The 18749-nt window shown below is 61.5% G+C and carries 16 protein-coding genes; 3 read left to right on the forward strand and 13 right to left on the reverse strand.

The window, feature by feature from the left end; genetic code table 11:
* Positions 1–18: 18 nt before the first annotated feature.
* The 7 genes from HX830_RS05180 to HX830_RS05210 form a co-directional block, all read right to left on the reverse strand.
* Positions 19–3258 carry an efflux RND transporter permease subunit gene (locus HX830_RS05180; RefSeq protein WP_256350397.1) on the reverse strand — a complete coding sequence of 1080 codons (3240 nt, stop codon included), beginning with the start codon at positions 3256–3258 and terminating at the stop codon, positions 19–21.
* 15 nt (positions 3259–3273) lie between these two features.
* Positions 3274–4458, reverse strand: a complete 1185-nt coding sequence (locus HX830_RS05185; protein WP_177099183.1) for an efflux RND transporter periplasmic adaptor subunit — start codon at positions 4456–4458, stop codon at positions 3274–3276.
* Between the two features lie 325 nt (positions 4459–4783).
* Positions 4784–5077 carry a LysR family transcriptional regulator gene (locus HX830_RS05190; protein WP_177099184.1) on the reverse strand — a complete coding sequence of 98 codons (294 nt, stop codon included), beginning with the start codon at positions 5075–5077 and terminating at the stop codon, positions 4784–4786.
* Positions 5064–5387, reverse strand: a complete 324-nt coding sequence (locus tag HX830_RS05195; RefSeq protein WP_177099185.1) for an antibiotic biosynthesis monooxygenase — start codon at positions 5385–5387, stop codon at positions 5064–5066. The genes HX830_RS05190 and HX830_RS05195 overlap by 14 nt, the downstream gene beginning before the upstream one ends.
* Positions 5388–5432: 45 nt before the next feature.
* Positions 5433–6578 carry an epoxide hydrolase family protein gene (locus tag HX830_RS05200; protein WP_177099186.1) on the reverse strand — a complete coding sequence of 382 codons (1146 nt, stop codon included), beginning with the start codon at positions 6576–6578 and terminating at the stop codon, positions 5433–5435.
* Positions 6579–6780: 202 nt separating this feature from the next.
* Positions 6781–7413 (reverse strand): response regulator, encoded by a 633-nt coding sequence (locus tag HX830_RS05205; protein WP_177099187.1) that lies wholly within the window; start codon positions 7411–7413, stop codon positions 6781–6783.
* A gap of 28 nt (positions 7414–7441) precedes the next feature.
* Entirely contained in the window at positions 7442–8803 is a 1362-nt protein-coding gene (locus tag HX830_RS05210; protein WP_103499786.1) for a cache domain-containing protein, read from the reverse strand.
* A gap of 163 nt (positions 8804–8966) precedes the next feature.
* On the opposite strand from HX830_RS05210, the gene HX830_RS05215 reads away from it, so the two are divergent.
* Positions 8967–11024 carry a carbon starvation CstA family protein gene (locus tag HX830_RS05215; protein WP_177099188.1) on the forward strand — a complete coding sequence of 686 codons (2058 nt, stop codon included), beginning with the start codon at positions 8967–8969 and terminating at the stop codon, positions 11022–11024.
* A 58-nt stretch (positions 11025–11082) separates the two neighbouring features.
* Here the strand turns inward: HX830_RS05215 and HX830_RS05220 are convergent, their stop codons facing one another.
* Positions 11083–11940 carry an AraC family transcriptional regulator gene (locus HX830_RS05220; RefSeq protein WP_152740883.1) on the reverse strand — a complete coding sequence of 286 codons (858 nt, stop codon included), beginning with the start codon at positions 11938–11940 and terminating at the stop codon, positions 11083–11085.
* A gap of 209 nt (positions 11941–12149) precedes the next feature.
* On the opposite strand from HX830_RS05220, the gene HX830_RS05225 reads away from it, so the two are divergent.
* The gene (locus tag HX830_RS05225) at positions 12150–12524 is read left to right on the forward strand and encodes an antibiotic biosynthesis monooxygenase (RefSeq protein WP_152740882.1); all 375 of its coding nucleotides are present in this window, start codon (positions 12150–12152) and stop codon (positions 12522–12524) included.
* Positions 12525–12555: 31 nt separating this feature from the next.
* Here the strand turns inward: HX830_RS05225 and HX830_RS05230 are convergent, their stop codons facing one another.
* The 5 genes from HX830_RS05230 to HX830_RS05250 are packed head-to-tail and all read right to left on the reverse strand — an operon-like array spanning position 12556 to position 17408.
* The gene (locus HX830_RS05230; protein ID WP_177099189.1) at positions 12556–13872 is read right to left on the reverse strand and encodes a dicarboxylate/amino acid:cation symporter; all 1317 of its coding nucleotides are present in this window, start codon (positions 13870–13872) and stop codon (positions 12556–12558) included.
* A gap of 31 nt (positions 13873–13903) precedes the next feature.
* On the reverse strand, positions 13904–14845 hold the full coding sequence (locus HX830_RS05235; protein WP_177099190.1) for a D-2-hydroxyacid dehydrogenase: 942 nt from the start codon (positions 14843–14845) through the stop codon (positions 13904–13906).
* Positions 14842–15237 carry a VOC family protein gene (locus HX830_RS05240; RefSeq protein WP_177099191.1) on the reverse strand — a complete coding sequence of 132 codons (396 nt, stop codon included), beginning with the start codon at positions 15235–15237 and terminating at the stop codon, positions 14842–14844. Before HX830_RS05240 ends, HX830_RS05235 begins: the two co-directional genes overlap by 4 nt.
* On the reverse strand, positions 15234–16202 hold the full coding sequence (locus HX830_RS05245) for a hydroxymethylglutaryl-CoA lyase (RefSeq protein ID WP_103494365.1): 969 nt from the start codon (positions 16200–16202) through the stop codon (positions 15234–15236). The genes HX830_RS05240 and HX830_RS05245 overlap by 4 nt, the downstream gene beginning before the upstream one ends.
* A 15-nt stretch (positions 16203–16217) precedes the next feature.
* A complete protein-coding gene (locus tag HX830_RS05250; RefSeq protein ID WP_177099192.1) occupies positions 16218–17408 on the reverse strand; it encodes a CaiB/BaiF CoA transferase family protein in 1191 nt (396 codons plus the stop codon).
* Positions 17409–17525: 117 nt separating this feature from the next.
* Between HX830_RS05250 and HX830_RS05255 the strand changes: the two genes are divergently transcribed.
* Positions 17526–18428: a LysR family transcriptional regulator gene (locus tag HX830_RS05255; RefSeq protein WP_152740876.1), complete on the forward strand. Its 903-nt coding sequence runs from the start codon at positions 17526–17528 to the stop codon at positions 18426–18428.
* Positions 18429–18749 lie beyond the last annotated feature (321 nt).

The raw sequence follows: 18749 nt of genomic DNA on the forward strand, positions 1-18749 counted from the left end.
TCGTTCTCCTTACTTCTGTTACGCGATTTCAGGCGCGCGAACCGAAGACTGTGTGGAAGGAATAGGGTGCTCCGCAGCTTCATGGCCGCCGAGCTCAGCGCCCAGGTGCGGGTGCTTGCCGTGCTTGTCCACCAGGTGCTCCACCCCCGACAGCTTGCGCAACAGCACGTAGAACACCGGCGTCAGCATCAGGCCGAACAAGGTCACCCCGAGCATGCCGAAGAACACCGCGACGCCCATGGCCTGGCGCATCTCGGAACCCGCGCCGGAGGAAAACACCAGCGGCACCACGCCCATGATGAAAGCGATGGAGGTCATCAGGATCGGACGCAGCCGCAACCGACTGGCTTCCACCGCCGCCTGGACGATGGTGCGCCCCTGCATCTCCAGTTCCCGGGCGAACTCGACAATCAGGATCGCGTTCTTCGCCGACAGTCCCACCAGCACCATCAAGCCGATCTGGGTGAAGATGTTGTTGTCGCCATGGGTCAGCCACACGCCGAGCAAGGCAGAGAGAATGCTCATCGGCACGATCAGGATGATTGCCAGCGGCAAGGTCAGGCTTTCGTAGAGGGCAGCCAGCACCAGGAACACCAGCAGCACGCTGATGGGGAACACCCACATCGCCGCGTTGCCCGTCAGGACCTGTTGATAGGTCAGGTCCGTCCACTCGTACTTGATGCCGCGCGGAAACACTTCCTTGGCAATGCGATCGACCGCCGCCTGGGCCTGGCCGGACGAATAACCCGGCGCCGGGCCGCCGTTGATGTCCGCCGCGGTGTAGCCGTTGTAGCGCACGACCATTTCCGGGCCGTAAGTGGTGGTGACCTTGATCAGGGACGACAGCGGTACCATTTCCCCGGCGGCGTTGCGGGCTTTCAGCAAACCGATGTTTTCAGCAGTGGCACGAAACGGTGCATCCGCCTGGGCCCGCACCTGGTACACGCGACCGAAGGCGTTGAAGTCATTGACGTACATCGAACCCAGGTAGATCTGCAGGGTGTCGAATACATCCGTCACCGACACGCCCAGTTGCTTGGCTTTGACTCGATCCAGCTCAACGTTCAGTTGCGGCATGTTGATCTGGAACATCGAGAACGCCGGGCCCAACTCAGGGGCTTTCGCAGCAGCGGCGAGGAAATCCTGGGTTGCCTTGTTCAGCGCCTCATAACCCAGCGCGCCACGGTCTTCGACCATCAGTTTGAAGCCGCCGACCGTTCCCAGGCCCGCCACTGGCGGTGGTGGGAACACGGCAATCGCTGCGCCCTTGATCCCGGCATACTTCGCATTCAACTGCGCCACGATGGCCGAGGCGGATTGTTCCTTGGAGCGGTACTTGGACGGTTCAAGCACAGGGAACACCAGCGCGCTGCTGGGGGAGTTGGCCAGGCTGACCGACAACCCCGGGAACTGCGGCAGGTTCTTGATCCCTGGAATAGCGAGGGCAATATCACCCATTTCACGAACGACTTTCTCGGTACGGTCAAGGGTGGCGCCGCTAGGCAGTTGCGCAATAGCGACCACATAGTCCTTGTCTTGTGCGGGAACGAAACCGCCGGGCACGATCTGCCCCATCCACACTGCGCCGCCCAGCAGGATGCCGTAGATCAGCAGCATCACCAGCTTGCGGTTGATCACCCGGCGCACGCCGTGGCCATAGCTTTGCGAGCCACGGTTGAAGAGCCGGTTGAAAAGCGTGAAGAAGCGCCCGAACAGCGCGTCCATGACCCGCGTCAACCGGTCTTTCGGTGCGTCGTGCCCCTTGAGCAGAATGGCCGACAGCGCGGGCGACAGGGTCAGCGAGTTGAACGCCGAGATCACGGTGGAGATGGCGATGGTCATCGCGAACTGCTGGTAGAACTGCCCGGTCAGCCCGGACATGAACGCCAACGGCACGAATACCGCGACCAGCGTCAGGGCGATGGCAATGATCGGCCCGCTGACTTCCTGCATGGCTTTATAGGTCGCATCCCGCGGCGAGAGACCGTCGGCAATGTTGCGCTCGACGTTCTCCACCACGACGATGGCGTCGTCCACTACGATGCCGATGGCCAACACCATGCCGAACAGCGACAAGGCGTTGATGGTGTAGCCAAAGCCCAGCAGCAACGCAAAGGTGCCGATGATCGACACCGGCACCGCCAGCAACGGAATCAGCGAGGCACGCCAGGTTTGCAGGAACACGATCACCACCAGCACCACCAGGGCGATGGCTTCGAGCAGGGTCTGGATCACCGCATGGATACTGTCGCGCACGAACTGGGTCGGGTCGTACTTGATGCCGTAGTCGACACCGTCCGGCATGTCCTGCTTGATCTCCTCCATGACCTTGCGCACGTCATCGGAAATCTGCAGCGAGTTGGCGTTGGGCTGCTGGAAGATGATCATCTGCACGGCCGGTTTGTTGTCCAGCATCGCCCGCAGGGTGTACTCGGAAGCCGCCAGCTCGACGCGCGCCACATCGGACAGATGGGTCACCGCCCCGCCGCCGGCCTTGAGGATGATGTCGCGAAATTCCTGCTCGGTTTTCAAACGACCCTGGGCGTTGACGCTCAGTTGCATCGGCACATTGGTCAGCATCGGCGCACCGCCGACGATACCGGCCGCCACCTGCACGTTCTGCTCGCGGATGGCATTGACCACATCGGTGGCCGTCAGGTTCAGGCGCGCCACTTTCTGTGGGTCGAGCCAGATCCGCATCGAGTAGTCACCGGCGCCCCACATCACCACTTCACCCACCCCCGGAATCCGCGCCAGGCGATCCTTGACGTTGATCAGGGCGTAGTTGCGCAGGTAGGTCAGGTCGTAGCGCTGGTTGGGCGAGGTAATGCTCACGCCCATGGTCAGGGTCGGCGACGATTTGATCGTTGTCACACCCAGGCGCTGCACATCCGGGGGCAGGCGCGGCAGGGCCTGGGCCACGCGGTTCTGCACGAACTGCTGGGCCTTGTCCGGGTCGGTGCCGAGCTTGAAGGTCACGGTGGTGGTCAGCTTGCCGTCACTGTTGGCCAGCGACTGCATGTACAGCATGTCTTCGACGCCGTTGATCTGCTCCTCAATCGGCGATGCCACGGTTTCAGCGATGACTTTCGGGTTGGCGCCCGGGTACTCGGCGCGCACCACGACCGAGGGCGGCACCACTTCCGGGTATTCGGCGGTGGGCAGCTTGGTCAGGGCAATCAGCCCCGCCAGCACGACCAGCACCGAGAGCACGCCGGCAAAAATCGGCCGGTCGATAAAGAATTTGGAGATATTCATGAGGATGTTCTCGCGTTAAGCCGCAGGCTTCGCAGCACGGCTGATATTCGCCATGTCAACGCTGTTGGCGTGGACACTGTCGTTCGGACGCACACGCTGCACACCGCTGACGACCACGCGATCACCGGCTTTCAAACCGGAGGTGATGATGCGCAAGCCTTCATGCAGGTTGCCCAGGGTGACTTCGCGGTACTCGACCTTGTCGCCCGCCCCCACCAGCAGCACGAATTTCTTCGCCTGGTCCGTGCCGATCGCCGAGTCGTCCACCAGCACGACCTCGGACGGCTTGCCGCCGCCGACCTTGAGGCGTGCATACAGGCCTGGCAGCAACGCCCCGTTGGCATTGTCGAAACGGGCACGTACACGGATGGTTCCGGACTGGGTGTCCAGTTGGTTATCGATGGAATCGACGACCCCCAGGCGCGAAAAGCTGTCTTCATTGGCCAGGCCAAGGGACACCGGGGCGGACTGGGTCGAGGACTGATTCAGGTAGCGCAGGTAGGTTTGCTCATCGACATCGAACGAGGCATAGATGGGCGATACCGACACCAGGCGGGTCAGCAGCGGCGCGGCGGCACCGGCCGAAACGACGTTGCCGACGGTCAGTTCCGCACGTGAGACGCGACCGCTGATGGGCGCGCTGATTTCGGTGTAGGACAGGTTGACCCTGGCCGCATCCAGCGCCGCTTTGGCCATCTTGACGTTGGCGATGGCTTCACGGGAGGCATTTTGCTTCTCATCGAAGTCGCGCTTGGAAATGGCGTTCTGATCCATCAGTCGTGCCGCGCGGCCGGCATCGGTGGCGGTGTAAAGCGCCCGGGACTCGGCAGCCGCCAGTTGGCCTGCCGCACGATCCACTTCCGCCAGGTAAGTCCGTGGATCGATGGTGAACAAGGGATCTCCCTTCCTGACCAGGGCACCGTCCTTGAAATGCACGGCAACCAGGGTGCCGGACACCAGCGGGCGAATGTCCACCTTGCCCACGGCTTCGAGACGGCCGGAATAGCTCTGCCATTCGCTGACGGGTTTGAAGACCACGGTGGCGACATCCACTTCGGCTTTGGGCGCTTGGGCAACCTCGGCCGCCTGTGCTGCGCCGATGGGGGAAAAATGACCGCCATACTTCACGGCGATCCCGGCAGTGCCGACCACTAAGAGCGCACTCAACGCGACGGAAAGTCGTTTATGATGGGCGATCATTTCTTTATCTCCTACTTGTTAAATGATGTGGGAAGCAGTGATTGAAAAATGATTTCGCTCTCCTGCAACACTTTAAAAACCGGAAAACACTTATTTCGGGCACACAGCGTCCCGCACCCGTAATTTGGGTTATGCCGAGACACTATCTATTGCGGTGAGTGTTACTTAGCAGCATGCTCCGTCAACCTCTGAGTCTTCGCTGCCGATAGTTGAATAATGAAGGAATGCCCTACCCGGATAAATAACGCGGAGTGATACTGTTAGTCGCCATCAGAGAGACAATCGCCGGTTTCACACCTGGCAAGCTGGCGACAGCACTCGACACTCAGATCTTCAGCCCCTTGTGCTGGCTCAGCAGCCGTTCGATCTGCGCCATGGCCGGGAACAGCAGGCCGGCAATTTCCTGAGCCTTGGCCGTGGGGCGCATGCTCTGGCCTCCCCGCACGAACAGCGGATCACCGAAATACTGGCGTAAACGGACCAATGAACCGCTGACGGCCGGCTGAGTCACCCGCAGACAATGGGCGGCCCGACTGACACTGCGTTCGCGAAAAACCAGGGCAAATACCAGCATCAGGTTCAAATCAAGGCCACTGAACGGCACTTCATTCACCGACATGACATTCAACTTCAGATCGTCCCAGGACAAAGCTGTTGAAGTGGATTCGACTGATCAGGCCACTGTTCAATAACTCCATGAAACTCATCAACTCAGGCTGATTGAAATGCGCCAGCATTTGAACTTCTGAATGCCAGTAACCACTGACAATCCAGGCGTTTTCAACCGCATGATTATCAGCGACCCCATAGCCCATGCACCCCGAACTGTTAAGCAGTGCATGCACGATATGAGAAAGTTTCGTGCCGACCTCACCCGCCCGTCCGGGAACGGTTTCTATTTCGATGGTATTGATCGCTGCAATGGGCATTATCAACTCTCCTGGGTGGGTGGCTGAACAGGACCTGCTCGGCAATCAGCGAAGGCTGGAGAACGCCGCGCGAACTTCAGAGACGAACAGTGCCGGCTGCTCGAACGCCGCGAAATGACCGCCTTTCGACACCTTGTTCCAATAGATCAGGTTGCTGTACGCCTGCTCCGCCCACGCCTTGGGCGGCGTGTAGATTTCACCCGGGAATACCGAGACCGCGACGGGCAATTCCAGCGGGACCGCGCCGAAGTTGAGGCCCGGGTGCTCGGCGTACATGCGCGCGGACGAGGCGCCACTGTTGGTCAGCCAATACAACATGATGTTGTCCAGCATCTGATCGTTGGAGAAAACGCTCTCGGCCTGACCGTCACTGTCGCTCCAGGACGCGAGCTTTTCGTAGATCCAGGCGGCCTGCCCCACTGGTGAGTCAGCCAGTGAAAACCCGATGGTTTGCGGACGCGTCGTCTGCAGGTCGTGATAGGCGATGCCGTCCGAAGCAAACAGCACGCACTGGTCAAGGGCGGCTTGCTCTTGGGCGCTCAACCGCGCCGGCAGATCCTGGGGGACGACAAAAGGCAGGTTGACGTGAATGGCCGCCAGCCCCTCAAACTTCAGGCGGCCCATTTCAGTCGTCACCACACTCCCCCAATCGCCGCCCTGGGCTACATAGCGAGAATAACCAAGGCGATTCATCAGTTCATGCCAGGCATGACCGATGCGCGTGCGATTCCAGCCTTTGCCGGTAGGTTTGTCGCTAAAGCCGTATCCCGGAATCGATGGCAACACCACATGGAAAGCATCTTTCGCTTCCCCGCCGTGGGCCGTCGGATTGACCAGTGGCTCGATACTCTCCAGGAACTCGACAATCGAACCCGGCCAGCCATGGGTCATGATCAACGGCAGAGCGTTGGCATGGGGCGATTTGATGTGCAGGAAGTGAATACCCAAGCCGTCGATTTCGGTTTTGAACTGCGGGTAGCCGTTCAGACGCGACTCCAGACGGCGCCAGTCGTACTCGGTGCGCCAGTACTCGACCAGCGCCTGCACCCGGCTCAATTGTGCCCCCTGGGACGAGTCGGCTACCGTTTCTCGCTCCGGCCAACGCGTGCCCGCCAGGCGACGCGCCAGATCATCAAGTTCGGCCTGGGGAATCTCAATTCGAAAGGACTTCAATCGAGTGTTATCAGACATGGTGGCGTCCTCTTTCCTTCGCTCTATCAACAGCCACTGTGCTGTCGACTCATAGGGCGCCACTATGCCGATGCCTTGCGCAAAGATAAGCCGGCCAAAAAGCGATGCTCTGTCGCTCCAATGGACACAAACGTTTCAAATGCGAGCGGAACGTGCCGCGCAATGGCTGGCCTGGAAGACCGTCACGCAGTCCAGACCCGCCTCAGTGCGAAATGATCCCATGGTCAATCGCATATTTGACCAGGGCCGCGGGCTTGTCGATGTTGAGCTTGCGGCGGATGCTCAAACGATGGGTTTCCACCGTGCGCACGCTGATATCCAGTTCTCGGGCCATTTCCTTGTTGTTCATGCCCTCGACCATCTTGCGCAGCACCTGGCTCTCGCGCGGTGTCAGCTCGTTATCGGCGGGCTTGTCGGCGATCAACCGCTGGGCGATGGCGGCACTGTAGAAGGTCCCGCCGCTGGCGATGGCTTCAATGGCGGCAATGATTTCCCGTGAAGGGGAATTCTTCAGCACATAACCACTGGCCCCGGAACGCACGGACTCACTGACATACTCCGTGTTGTCGTACATGCTCAGGACCAGGATCCTCAACAACGGGTAGGTTTTGCTCAACACCCGGGTCAGCTCGAGTCCGTTCATGTCCTTCAGGCCGATATCCACCAGCAGCAGGTCCGGCTGGCAGCGCTTGACCATCTCAAGCGCCTCGGCGCCACTCTCGGCTTCGCCCACCACTTCCAGGGCGGGCATGATCGCCAGCAAGGCCTTGATCCCATCCCGGACCAGGGAGTGATCGTCGACCAGGGCGACGCGAATTGGGTAAACCAGGCTCATCAGGGGCGTTCGCTCTTGTTATGGGCTGTCAGTACTTTGTAGCGGGCATTTTAAGCGGCAGCAGCACATCCAGCACACTTCTTCCCGGCGTCGACGCCAGCTCCAGGCGCCCGCCAAAATGCTCGACCCGTTCACGGATATTACGCAAGCCGATGCCCGCGTGACGCCGCTCGACCTGGGCGACGTTAAAACCGATACCGTCGTCGATCACCGTCAGCCTGATGGACTCGGCGGACCCGTGCAGGGTAATCGAAACGTTGTGCGCCTGGGCATGGCGTTCGATATTGGTCAGGCCTTCCTGCACGATACGAAACAACGAGACCGGCAGCCCATCGGCCAGTTGGCAATCGAATTCATTGTTGTCGTAGGTCACCAGCAACCCGCTGCGCTGCTCGAACTCGGCGGCGAGCTGACCGATCGCCGCCGCCAGGCCCAGGGTATCGAGCAAGGACGAGCGCAGGTCATGGGAAAGACTGCGCACCTCGCCAATCGCCTCCCCCAGGCGCTCGACGGCCTCTCGCAAGATCCCCAGGCCCCGGTCCTGCCCTTTCTCCAGCACATGACTGGCCAGCTCGAACTGAAACTTGATGGACACCAGGACCTGGCTGATACCGTCGTGCAGCTCACGGGAAACCCGCGAACGCTCTTCCTCCTGCAAACTGACGATGCGCTGGGTCAAACGCTGAAGCTTCTTGTCCGCCAGGCGATGCTCGCTGACGTTCAGGGTCATGCCGCTGGCGAAGACCAACAGCACCGCCACCAGGGCGACCGCGGCAATCGCCAGCATGGTCTTGCGGATGCCCTGGGCCACCTCGTCACGGGCCTGCAGGGTGGCGCGCTCGACGTCCTCAAGGTAAATGCCGGTCCCGAGCATCCAGCCCCAATTATCCAGCATCACCACATAGGCGAGCTTGTCGGTCACCTGCCCTGTCGAGGGCTTGTTCCAGGCGTAGCGTTGAAAGCCCTCCCCGGATTCGGCACTTTTCAGCAATGCCTGGATCACCGGCAGGCCGTGGGGGTCCTTCATATCCCAGAGGTACTGGCCCACCAGCTCCGACTGTCGCGAGTGCATCAGGCTGCGGCCCTGGCGGTCGTAGACGAAAAAGTAGCCATTGATCCCGAAGCTCAGTTTGCGCAGTTCTTCCAGCACCTGCTGCTGGGCATGGGCGTCACCCTTGCCGTCGTCATAGAGCGGCGCGATCAGGCTTTGCGCCATGGCGACGTAGTTTTTCAGCTCCGCACGCTTGCTCGCCAGAATGCTGTCTTCGATCAGCTGCGCCTGCTGATCGCCCAGTTGGCGGTTCAGGGAGATCACTAGCGCGCAGATGACCGCGATAGCCAGGACCAGGGGCAGGATCCCCAGGGCAACGATTTTATGCTTGAGCTGCATGACGAATTCCAGGGACTCTCAGTAGAACTACGTAGAGGCTGCGTACGTAGTCGTGCGGATACTTTTGTTGACCGCATCCACGGATATTGGGCCAGCTCCGCACCGCGGACACAATTATAAAAATTACCGCCGCAGTCTACCGACTGTTGGCAGGAGACACGCAATGAACCGTCTGGCTAAACACCTTGTCTGGTTTGCCGTGGCTGTCCTGGGAGCGTTTGCGCTGAGTGTCGTGGCCCTGCGCCGCGGCGAAGCCATCAACGCCCTCTGGATCGTAGTCGCCGCAGTCGCCATCTACCTCGTCGCATACCGCTACTACAGTCTGTTTATCGCCAACAAGGTGATGCAGCTCGACCCCAGTCGCGCCACCCCCGCCGTCCTCAACAATGATGGCCTGGACTATGTGCCGACCAACAAACACATTCTTTTCGGTCACCACTTCGCCGCCATTGCCGGCGCGGGGCCGTTGGTCGGTCCGGTATTGGCGGCACAGATGGGCTACCTGCCCGGTACGCTCTGGCTGATCGCCGGCGTGGTGCTGGCCGGTGCCGTGCAGGACTTCATGGTCCTGTTCATGTCCACCCGCCGCAACGGTCGCTCCCTGGGCGATATGGTCCGTGAGGAAATGGGCCGCGTGCCGGGGACCATCGCCCTGTTCGGCTGCTTCCTGATCATGATCATCATCCTCGCGGTGCTGGCGCTGATCGTGGTCAAGGCCCTGGCCGAGAGCCCATGGGGCATCTTCACGGTGATGGCGACCATCCCGATCGCGATGTTCATGGGCATCTACATGCGCTACATCCGCCCGGGCCGCATCGGTGAAATCTCGGTTGTCGGCGTGCTCCTGCTGCTCGGCTCGATCTGGCTCGGCGGGCAGATCGCCGCCGACCCGGTCTGGGCCAAAGCCTTCACCTTTACCGGGATCCAGATCACCTGGATGCTGATCGGCTACGGCTTTGTCGCCGCGGTACTGCCGGTGTGGCTGATCCTGGCACCCCGCGACTACCTGTCGACCTTCCTCAAGATCGGTACCATCATGGCCTTGGCCATCGGTATCCTGATCACCATGCCCGTGCTGAAAATGCCGGCGCTGACCCAGTTTGTCGACGGCACCGGCCCGGTCTGGAAAGGCGGCCTGTTCCCGTTCCTGTTCATCACCATCGCCTGCGGTGCGGTGTCCGGTTTCCACGCGCTGATCGCCTCCGGGACCACGCCCAAGCTGCTGGCCAGCGAAGGCCATGCCCGCTACATCGGTTACGGCGGCATGCTGATGGAGTCCTTCGTCGCAATCATGGCGATGGTCGCCGCCTCGGTCATCGATCCGGGCGTCTACTTCGCCATGAACAGCCCGGCGGCCGTGGTGGGCGCTGATGCAGTGAGCGTGGCGCAGACCGTCAGCAGCTGGGGCTTCGCGATTACTCCAGACGCCCTGCTGGCCGTGGCCAAGGACATCGGCGAAACCACCGTGCTGGCCCGTGCCGGCGGTGCACCGACCCTGGCGGTCGGTATCGCGCAGATCCTCCACCATGTGCTGCCGGGTGAAAACACCATGGCGTTCTGGTACCACTTCGCGATTCTGTTCGAAGCACTGTTTATCCTTACGGCGGTGGATGCCGGTACCCGTGCCGGACGTTTCATGCTGCAGGACCTGCTCGGCTCCTTTGTCCCGGCGCTCAAGCGTACCGAGTCCTGGACCGCCAACCTGATCGCCACCGCCGGTTGTGTGGCCATGTGGGGTTACTTGCTGTATCAAGGCGTGATCGACCCGTTGGGCGGCATCAACACCCTGTGGCCGCTGTTCGGCATCTCCAACCAGATGCTGGCCGGTATCGCGCTGATGCTCGGCACCGTGGTGCTGATCAAGATGAAACGCCAGCGCTATATCTGGGTGACCTTGCTGCCTGCCGCCTGGTTGCTGATCTGCACCACCAGCGCCGGCTTTATCAAGCTGTTCGACGCCAACCCGGCCATTGGCTTCCTCGCCCTGGCGAAGAAATACAGCGTCGCGCTGGACGCCGGCCAGGTGATCGCCCCGGCCAAGGACATCACCCAGATGCAGCACGTGATCTTCAACGCCTACACCAACGCCACGCTGACGGCACTGTTCCTGTTCGTGGTCTTCAGCATCCTGTTCTATGCCATCAAGGTCGGTGTCGCGGCCTGGGGCAGCAAGGAGCGTACGGATAAGGAGTCGCCCTTCCAGCCTATTCCGCAGGCTTGATCGAGGATTGCCGACGTAGATGGAAAAAGGCTCCGTATCGAAAGATACGGAGCCTTTTTCATTGATCCGCAGCCAGCACAATACCACCGGGCACATTGGCAAAGCCGCCCTCCCGCGTGGTGTTGACCACGCGCTCCAGCAGATAGCGCGCCGGGGGTTTGCCGACCGCCTTGCGGAACATGGTGACAAACCCGCTGGAACTTTCGTAGCCCAGGTCCAGGGCAACCGCCTGCACACTGTCACCCCGGGTCAGGCGTCGCAGTGACAGGATGATATGCAACTGTCGGCGCCAGCGACCGAAACTCACGCCGGTTTCCTGCAACAACAGCCGGCTCATGCTCCGCTCGCTCATGCCGATACGCGTAGCCCATTCGCTCATCGGCACCTTGGCCGAAGGCTCGTCCAGCAGCCGCTGCGCCAGTTGCCGTAGCCGCCGGTCTCGCGGCATGGGCAAGTGCAGGTCTTCCACCGGAGCCTCGCATAACTCGTCGAGCAACGTCGCGACCAGACGGGCATCGCGCCCCTGCTCGTCATACAGATGTGGCAGGCTCACCGCCCGCAGGATCAGTTCCCGCAATAGCGGCGAGACCGCAAGGGTGCAACAGAATCGAGGTAGATTGGCGACGGCCTCAGGCTCGATAAACAGGCAGTAGCACTCCGTTTCGCCAGAACTGCGAGCCACATGCAGCATGCTGCCCGGGATCCACACCGCACATTGCGGCGGCACGATCCAGACCCCGTCCTCGACCTCGCAATTGAGGATGCCGCGTACCGAATACAGCAGTTGTGCCTTGCGGTGCTGGTGCTTGGCATGCTCCCAGTCTTCGGAGACCAGGGAAGCATTCAGGGCATAAACGGGACGGGGAATGTTATCGACATCCCGTGAGCCCGCCAGATCGTCGGATGAACGTTGCATCAAGGAAATTGAACCTCGGGTCTGAAGGAACATTTGGCCGTTTTGAAAAATAGTGTGACCATATTGTGCAATGACGTCCAGTCGAGGGCTGGGTATCGTGTGGGTGATCCTATTGAGTACCCAGGAGTACGGACATGCGGGTCGATGCCACACAGTTCCCGCGGGTCTGGATACACACGGGCCGATCCACCTTGACCTAGGTAACCCCCATGCACCTCGTTGCCATCAGCACCGTTGAAATCCACGCAAGAGACAGTTGTTCAACAGCCCTGCAGGCTCGACTGAACGCATTGGTTGAAACCTTGCAGAACCTCTCCGGTTGCACCTCGTACAGCCTGACGCGCTGCTCTTCGCGCCATGACGTCTGGATCATGACCGGCTACTGGAACGCGTCGGCGACCATGGAAGCGCATTTCAGCCTGCCTTGCCTGGCGGACCTGTTCGCCCTGACGCTGGAGCGACTCGCCGATACCCTCAAGTTCGGGACCTTTATGCTTGGCGCTCCCGACGCAGGGGAAAACAACGCCAGCAAGTCGGGGCAAGCTGCTTCAAAAACCCAAAACCGCTCAGTTTTCGTGGACTGAGCGGTCTTGGGGCTGCCTCACGACAACTCGTTCAGGACTCTACCTCCCGCTCACGGGCACAGCCCTTGTGCAATTCGGCCGCCAGCTTCTCTTCGTCCAGCGCCCCTTCCCACTTGGCGATAAATAGCGTCGCCACACCGTTGCCGATCACATTGATCAATGCCCCGCCCTCGGAAATAAACCGGTAGACCCCCAGTACCAGCACCAACCCCGCCGCCGGGATGACATCCAGGCTGCCAAGGGTCGCCGCCAGGGTGATAAACGCTCCGCCGGTGATACTGGCCGCCCCCTTGGAGGTCAGCAGCAGAATGAACAGCAAGGTCACCTGGTGCCAGAGGTCGAGGTGGATATCCAGCGCCTGGGCGATGAAAATCGCCAGCACCGTCATGTTGATACAGCTGCCATCGAGGTTGAAGCAGTAACCCGAAGGCACCACCAGGCCCACCACCGATTTCTCGCAGCCAAGGCGCTCCAGCTTGCCCATCAAACGCGGCAAGGCCGACTCCGAAGACGAGGTGCCCAGCACCAGGAACAGCTCGTCGCGGATGTACTTGAGGAACTGCCACAGACTGAAGCCCGCCAATCGCGCCACCAGATTGAGCACCACCAGGACAAAAAACAGCGCCGTCACGTAGTAGCAGATCAGCAAGTTGCCATACGCCCCAAGGGAGCCCACGCCGTACTTGCCGACCGTAAAGGCCATGCCGCCGAAGGCCCCCAACGGCGAGACGTACATGACGATCCGGACCATGCGGAAAAACGCCTGGGCCACCAGGTCGATCAGGTTCAGCAGCGGCTTGCCGGCGCCGCCGAGCATCTGCAAGGCAAAGGCAAACAGGATGGAAATGAACAGCACCTGGAGGATATCGCCCTCGGCAAAGGCGCCAAACACGGTACCGGGCACGATATGGGTGAGAAACCCCACCACGCTCTGTTCATGGGCCAGCTTGCTGTAGCTGTCGATGGCATGGGCATCTAGGCTCGCCGGGTTGATATGCATGCCGGTGCCGGGCTGCATCAGGTTGACCCCGATCAATCCCACCACCAGCGCCAGGGTGGTCAGCACCTCGAAGTACAGCAACGATTTGAAGCCGACCCGGCCGATGCGCTTGAGGCTCTGCATGCTGGCAATGCCGCTGACCACGGTGCAGAAGATAATCGGCGCAATCAGCATCTTGATCAGCTTGATGAAGGTGTCGCCCAGCGGCTTCATTTCTTCGCCGAGGCTGGGGTAGAAATGCCCGAAGACAATGCCCAGCACGATCGCCAGCAGCACCTGTACATACAGATGGCGAAACACCCCGCGCAGCCTTGAAGGGCGCGGTTTTCCTATTGTTATTGTTGTCATGGGTCGACCTTCTTGTTAGGGGGTGAAGCCGTTACGAGACGAGGTTGATCAGGTTCCCCGAGTAGTAGCCGTGCAGGTTGCCGAGGATGCCGTCGGCCAGGCGTTGCAGACTGCTCTGGCTGGCCCAGGCCACATGGGGCGTGACGATCAGGTTGGCATGGCGCTGGGTGAGCAAGGGGTGGTCAGCCGTTGGCGGCTCCTGGCCCAGCACATCGAGGGCCGCGCCGCCGAGGCGACCGCTGTCCAAGGCGGCGAGCACCGCCGCCTCATCCACCAACGGCCCGCGGGCGGTATTGATCAGCAAGGCACCGGGTTTCATCCGTGCCAGCTCCGCGGCACCGATCAGATGGCGGGTGTGTTCGGTCAGCGGGCAGTGCAGCGAGATCACATCGCTTTGCGCCAGCACCGTTTCAAAGGCCTGGTAACCCTTGCGCACCGGGATCGCACCACGGTGTTCGGCACAGAGCAACTGCATGCCCAGGGCACTGGCCAGACGGGCCGTGGCCTGGCCGATGCCGCCTTTACCGACGATGCCCAGCACGCTGCCCTGCACATCGCGGATCGGCGCGCGATGGACGCAGAAGTGCCGCGAATCCGGCCAGTCGCGCACGGCGGCGGCCTGGTAGGCGAACAGCTGCCGACGCAGGGCGAAGATCGAGGCGATCACCGACTCGGCGACGCTTTGCGCCGAGTAGGCCGGGACATTGCACACCGTTACGGCGAAATCACGGCAGGCCGCCAGGTCGATGCAGTCGTAACCGGTGGCGGCGACGCAGATGAATTTCAGGTTGGGCAGTTGCTCCAGTTCGGCCCGGCCGATGCGGACCTTGTTGGTGATCACGGCGTCGGCATTGCGGGCAGCTTCCACCACCTGCTCCGGTGTCGTGTCGGAACGGTCCTGCCAGTCCGTCACCCAAGCTGGACGTGCAATGCCCACGGGCAGACTGGCGCTGTCGAGAAACACCACCCTCATGATGCAGGCTCCGGTTGTACCGGCTCGGAAATCTCGATCAGGTTCAGGTCCGGATCACGCACGTACACCGAGCGGATCGGCCCCGTGGCCCCGGTCCGCAACACCGGGCCTTCGATAATCGGCCAGTCGACACGAGCCAGATGGGCAATCACCTGCTCCAGGGGGATCGAGGCGATAAAACACAGGTCCAGCGCCCCCGGCACCGGCAGGTGCGCCTTGGGCTCGAACTCGTGACCGCGCACGTGCAGGTTGATTTTCTGCTGGCCGAAGGCGAACGCCTTGCGCCCGCCAGCGAAGGTCTGCACCTGCATCCCCATGACCCGCACATAGAAATCCTCGGCGGCCACCGGGTCGATGGTGGTCAGCACCAGATGGTCAAGATGGTCGATCATGGTTGCAACTCCTGGGTTCGGGTCGATGGCACCTGTTTTTCCAGGCTGGCGACATGGGCGGGTATCGGGTGCAGGTCCAGGCGCTTGCCGGCCTTGAGGATCTGGCTGGGAATCTCGTGGCCGACCAGCCCCGGCAACTGCGCGGCTGCGGCCAGCACGCGGTCCAGGTCGACCCCGGTGTCAAACCCCATCAACTGCAGCATGTGCAGCAGGTCTTCGGTGCAGACATTGCCGCTGGCCCCCGGCGCGTAGGGGCAACCGCCAAGGCCGCCAAGGGAGGCGTCGAAACGGTCGACACCGGCCTCGATGGCCGCCAGGGCATTGGCCAGGGCCATGCCACGGGTATTGTGGAAATGCAAGGTCAGTTGCAGCGCCGGAAAACGCTCGCGCACCGCACGAGACAGCGCCTCGACCTGGCTCGGGTAGGCCATGCCGGTGGTGTCGCACAGGGTCACGCCACGGGCGCCCAGTTCGGCAAAGCGCTCGACCCAGTGCAGCACCTCCCCCACCGGCACATCGCCCTGCATCGGGCAACCGAACACCGTCGACAACGACACATTGATCGCTACCGGTGCCTGGCCGATCACACTGAACACTTCGCTGAGCTGGGCAAACGACTGCTCGCGGCTCATGCGCAGGTTGGAACGGTTGTGGGGTTCGCTGACCGACATCACCAGATTGGCTTCATCGATAGTGCACGCCAGGGCCCGCTCGGCGCCGCGCACATTGGGCACCAGCACGGTGTACTCCACCGCAGGATTGCGGCGGATGCCGTGCATCACCGCCTCGGCATCCCGCAACGCGGTAATGGCCTTGGGCGAGGTGAACGAGGTGACCTCGATCTTGGCGAAGCCACACTGGCTGAGGGCATCGATCAAGGCAATCTTGTCGGCGGTTTCGATAAACCGTGCTTCGTTCTGGAAGCCGTCACGGGTGGCGACTTCCTGCAGGAAAAGACGTTGCATGGACATTCCTCGGGTTCAAATGATGCCGCGCTGGCGCCAGTCGGCCTGCTGCGCGGGCTCGATGCCAAGCTGGTCGAGAATCTCGCGGGTGTGCTGGCCGAGAGTGGGTGCCGGGCGCGCTACGCGGCCCGGTGTGCTGCCCAGCTTGGGCACGATGCCGGGCAAGGTCACTGGAGTGCCGTCGTCCAGTTGGCTGTCGAGTAGCATGTCGCGCGCCCGGTAATGCGGGTCCTGGGCGATATCGGCCGCGTTGTAGATCTTGCCGGCCGGAATCCGCGCCTCGGTCAGGATCGACAGCACTTCATCGAGGCCCAGCCGCGCGGTCCATTGGGAGATGGCGGCATCGATGCGCTCGACCTGCAACACGCGGCCGTCGTTCTGCGCGAGGTCGGGATTACTCGCCAGATCACAGCGGCCAATCACTTCCATCAGGCGTTGATAGATGCTGTCGCCATTGCCGGCGATCAGGGCAAAACCGCCGTCGCGACAACGATAGGCATTGGTCGGGGCGATTCCCGGCAAACTGCTGCCGGCGGGTTCACGCACGGTGTTGAACACCGAGTATTCGGGCAGCAGGCTTTCCATCATGTTGAACACTGATTCATACAGCGCCACGTCGATCTGCTGGCCTTCCCCGCCGTTCTGTTCACGGTGACGCAAGGCGAGCAGAATCCCGATCACCCCGTGCAGGGCCGACAGCGAGTCGCCGATAGAAACGCCGACCCTGACCGGCGTGCGCCCGGGCTCACCGGAGAGATGCCGCAGACCACCCATGGCTTCGCCGATCACGCCGAATCCGGGACGATCACGATAGGGTCCGGTCTGACCGTAGCCGGAGACGCGCAACATGATGAGTCTGGGGTTCAACGCATGCAGTGTGTCCCAGCCCAGCCCCCAATTTTCCAGGGTGCCCGGACGGAAGTTCTCGATCAGCACATCGGCATCGGCCACCAGTTGGCGCACCACCTGCTGCGCCTCGGCCTGGCGCAAATCCAGGGTCAGCGAGCGTTTGTTGCGTGACTGCGCGGCCCACCAGACGGACGTCCCATCGTGCAGCAAGCGCCACTTGCGCAGCGGGTCGCCGGTGACTGGCGGCTCGATCTTGATCACATCGGCGCCAAACTCACCGAGCATCTTCGCCGCAAAGGGCCCGGCGATCAGTTGGCCGAGCTCCACGACCTTCACACCTTGCAGAGGTAAATCCATGGCGTTTTCCGTTCTTGTCGAGTACTTGTGACAGGGATAATCGACACAAACCCGGCAGATGAAAATTTCATATTTCGCCACTATCCTTTCCAAACTGGAAAGCCTTGGACTCCTTTGATGATCAATCCCCTGCATTTCGACCTGCTGTCCTTGCGCCTGCTGATCTTCGCCGCCGAGGCCGGCAACCTGACCCGCGCCGCCGACAAGGCCAATATGACGGTCTCGGCGGCCAGCAAGCGCCTGGCCGAGCTGGAGCGCACGACCCAGTGTCCGTTGTTCGTGCGGTTGCCGAGGGGGCTTGAACTGACGGCGGCGGGACAAGGGATGGTCGAGCACGCCAGGACGATTCTTGAAGGGGTCAACCGCATGGCCTCTGATGCCAGTGATTACGCGGTGGGCGTGCGCGGGCATATACGGCTATTCGCCAACACCTCGGCGGTGGTCCAGTTCCTGCCGGGTGACCTGACGCTGTTCCTGCGCGCCAACCCCCACGTGCGTATCGGACTGGAAGAAGCTCTCAGCGAACCGATCATTCAAGCCGTGGAGAACGGACGCGCCGATATCGGTATTTTTGCCGATAACGTGCCGGCCGAGGGGCTCTACACACTGCCCTATCGCAACGATCGCCTGGTGCTGCTGGTGCCTGTCGGCCATGAGCTGGCCAATGCGGGCCGTGTGTCCTTCACGGACACGCTCGGCTTCGATTACGTGGCGCTCAATCAGGGCAGCTCGCTGCTGCGCCGGATCAACGATGCCGCCGTGAGCGCGGGCAAGGTCCTCAAGGTACGCATTCAGGTCAGCAGCTTCGACGGTATCTGCCGCATGATCGAAGCGGGTTTGGGGATCGGGATATTGCCGTTGCAGGCGGTACGGAGCGAACTGCTCGGCACTCGCCTGATAGCCGTCGACCTGAGCGATGACTGGGCCCGGCGCACCTTGTTTGTCGGGGTCAAGGACGCAGCGCAACTGGCCCCGGAGGCGGCCAAGTTGTTTGAATATCTGAGCAGCGCAGAAAGGTAAACCGCCGGTCGTGCTGGAGAAGTAAGCGCGCGCCCACAAAAATGCCACTCAACCGGGTGGCGTTTGTGCTGACGACCGGTGCCAGAACGCAGACGCTGGGCGCTCCCGCCAGAACGGCGGCATTCGCATTGGCCACGGACCTGCTTGCCGGTATTGAGGATTCAGAGAAGGGATAGATCGAATATCCCGGAGTGCCCCTCGGAAGGCAGGTGTCTTTTGTGGTCTATAGTTCCTACCGGATCAGTTGATAATCTCTTTCGCACGGACGCTACAAGGCCCCGTCCTCGAGCCATCACCCCGTCGGATGCCCGCTAGCCTAGA

It is taken from the genome of Pseudomonas gingeri (assembly GCF_013385425.1).
GTDB classification, from domain to species: domain Bacteria; phylum Pseudomonadota; class Gammaproteobacteria; order Pseudomonadales; family Pseudomonadaceae; genus Aquipseudomonas; species Aquipseudomonas gingeri_D.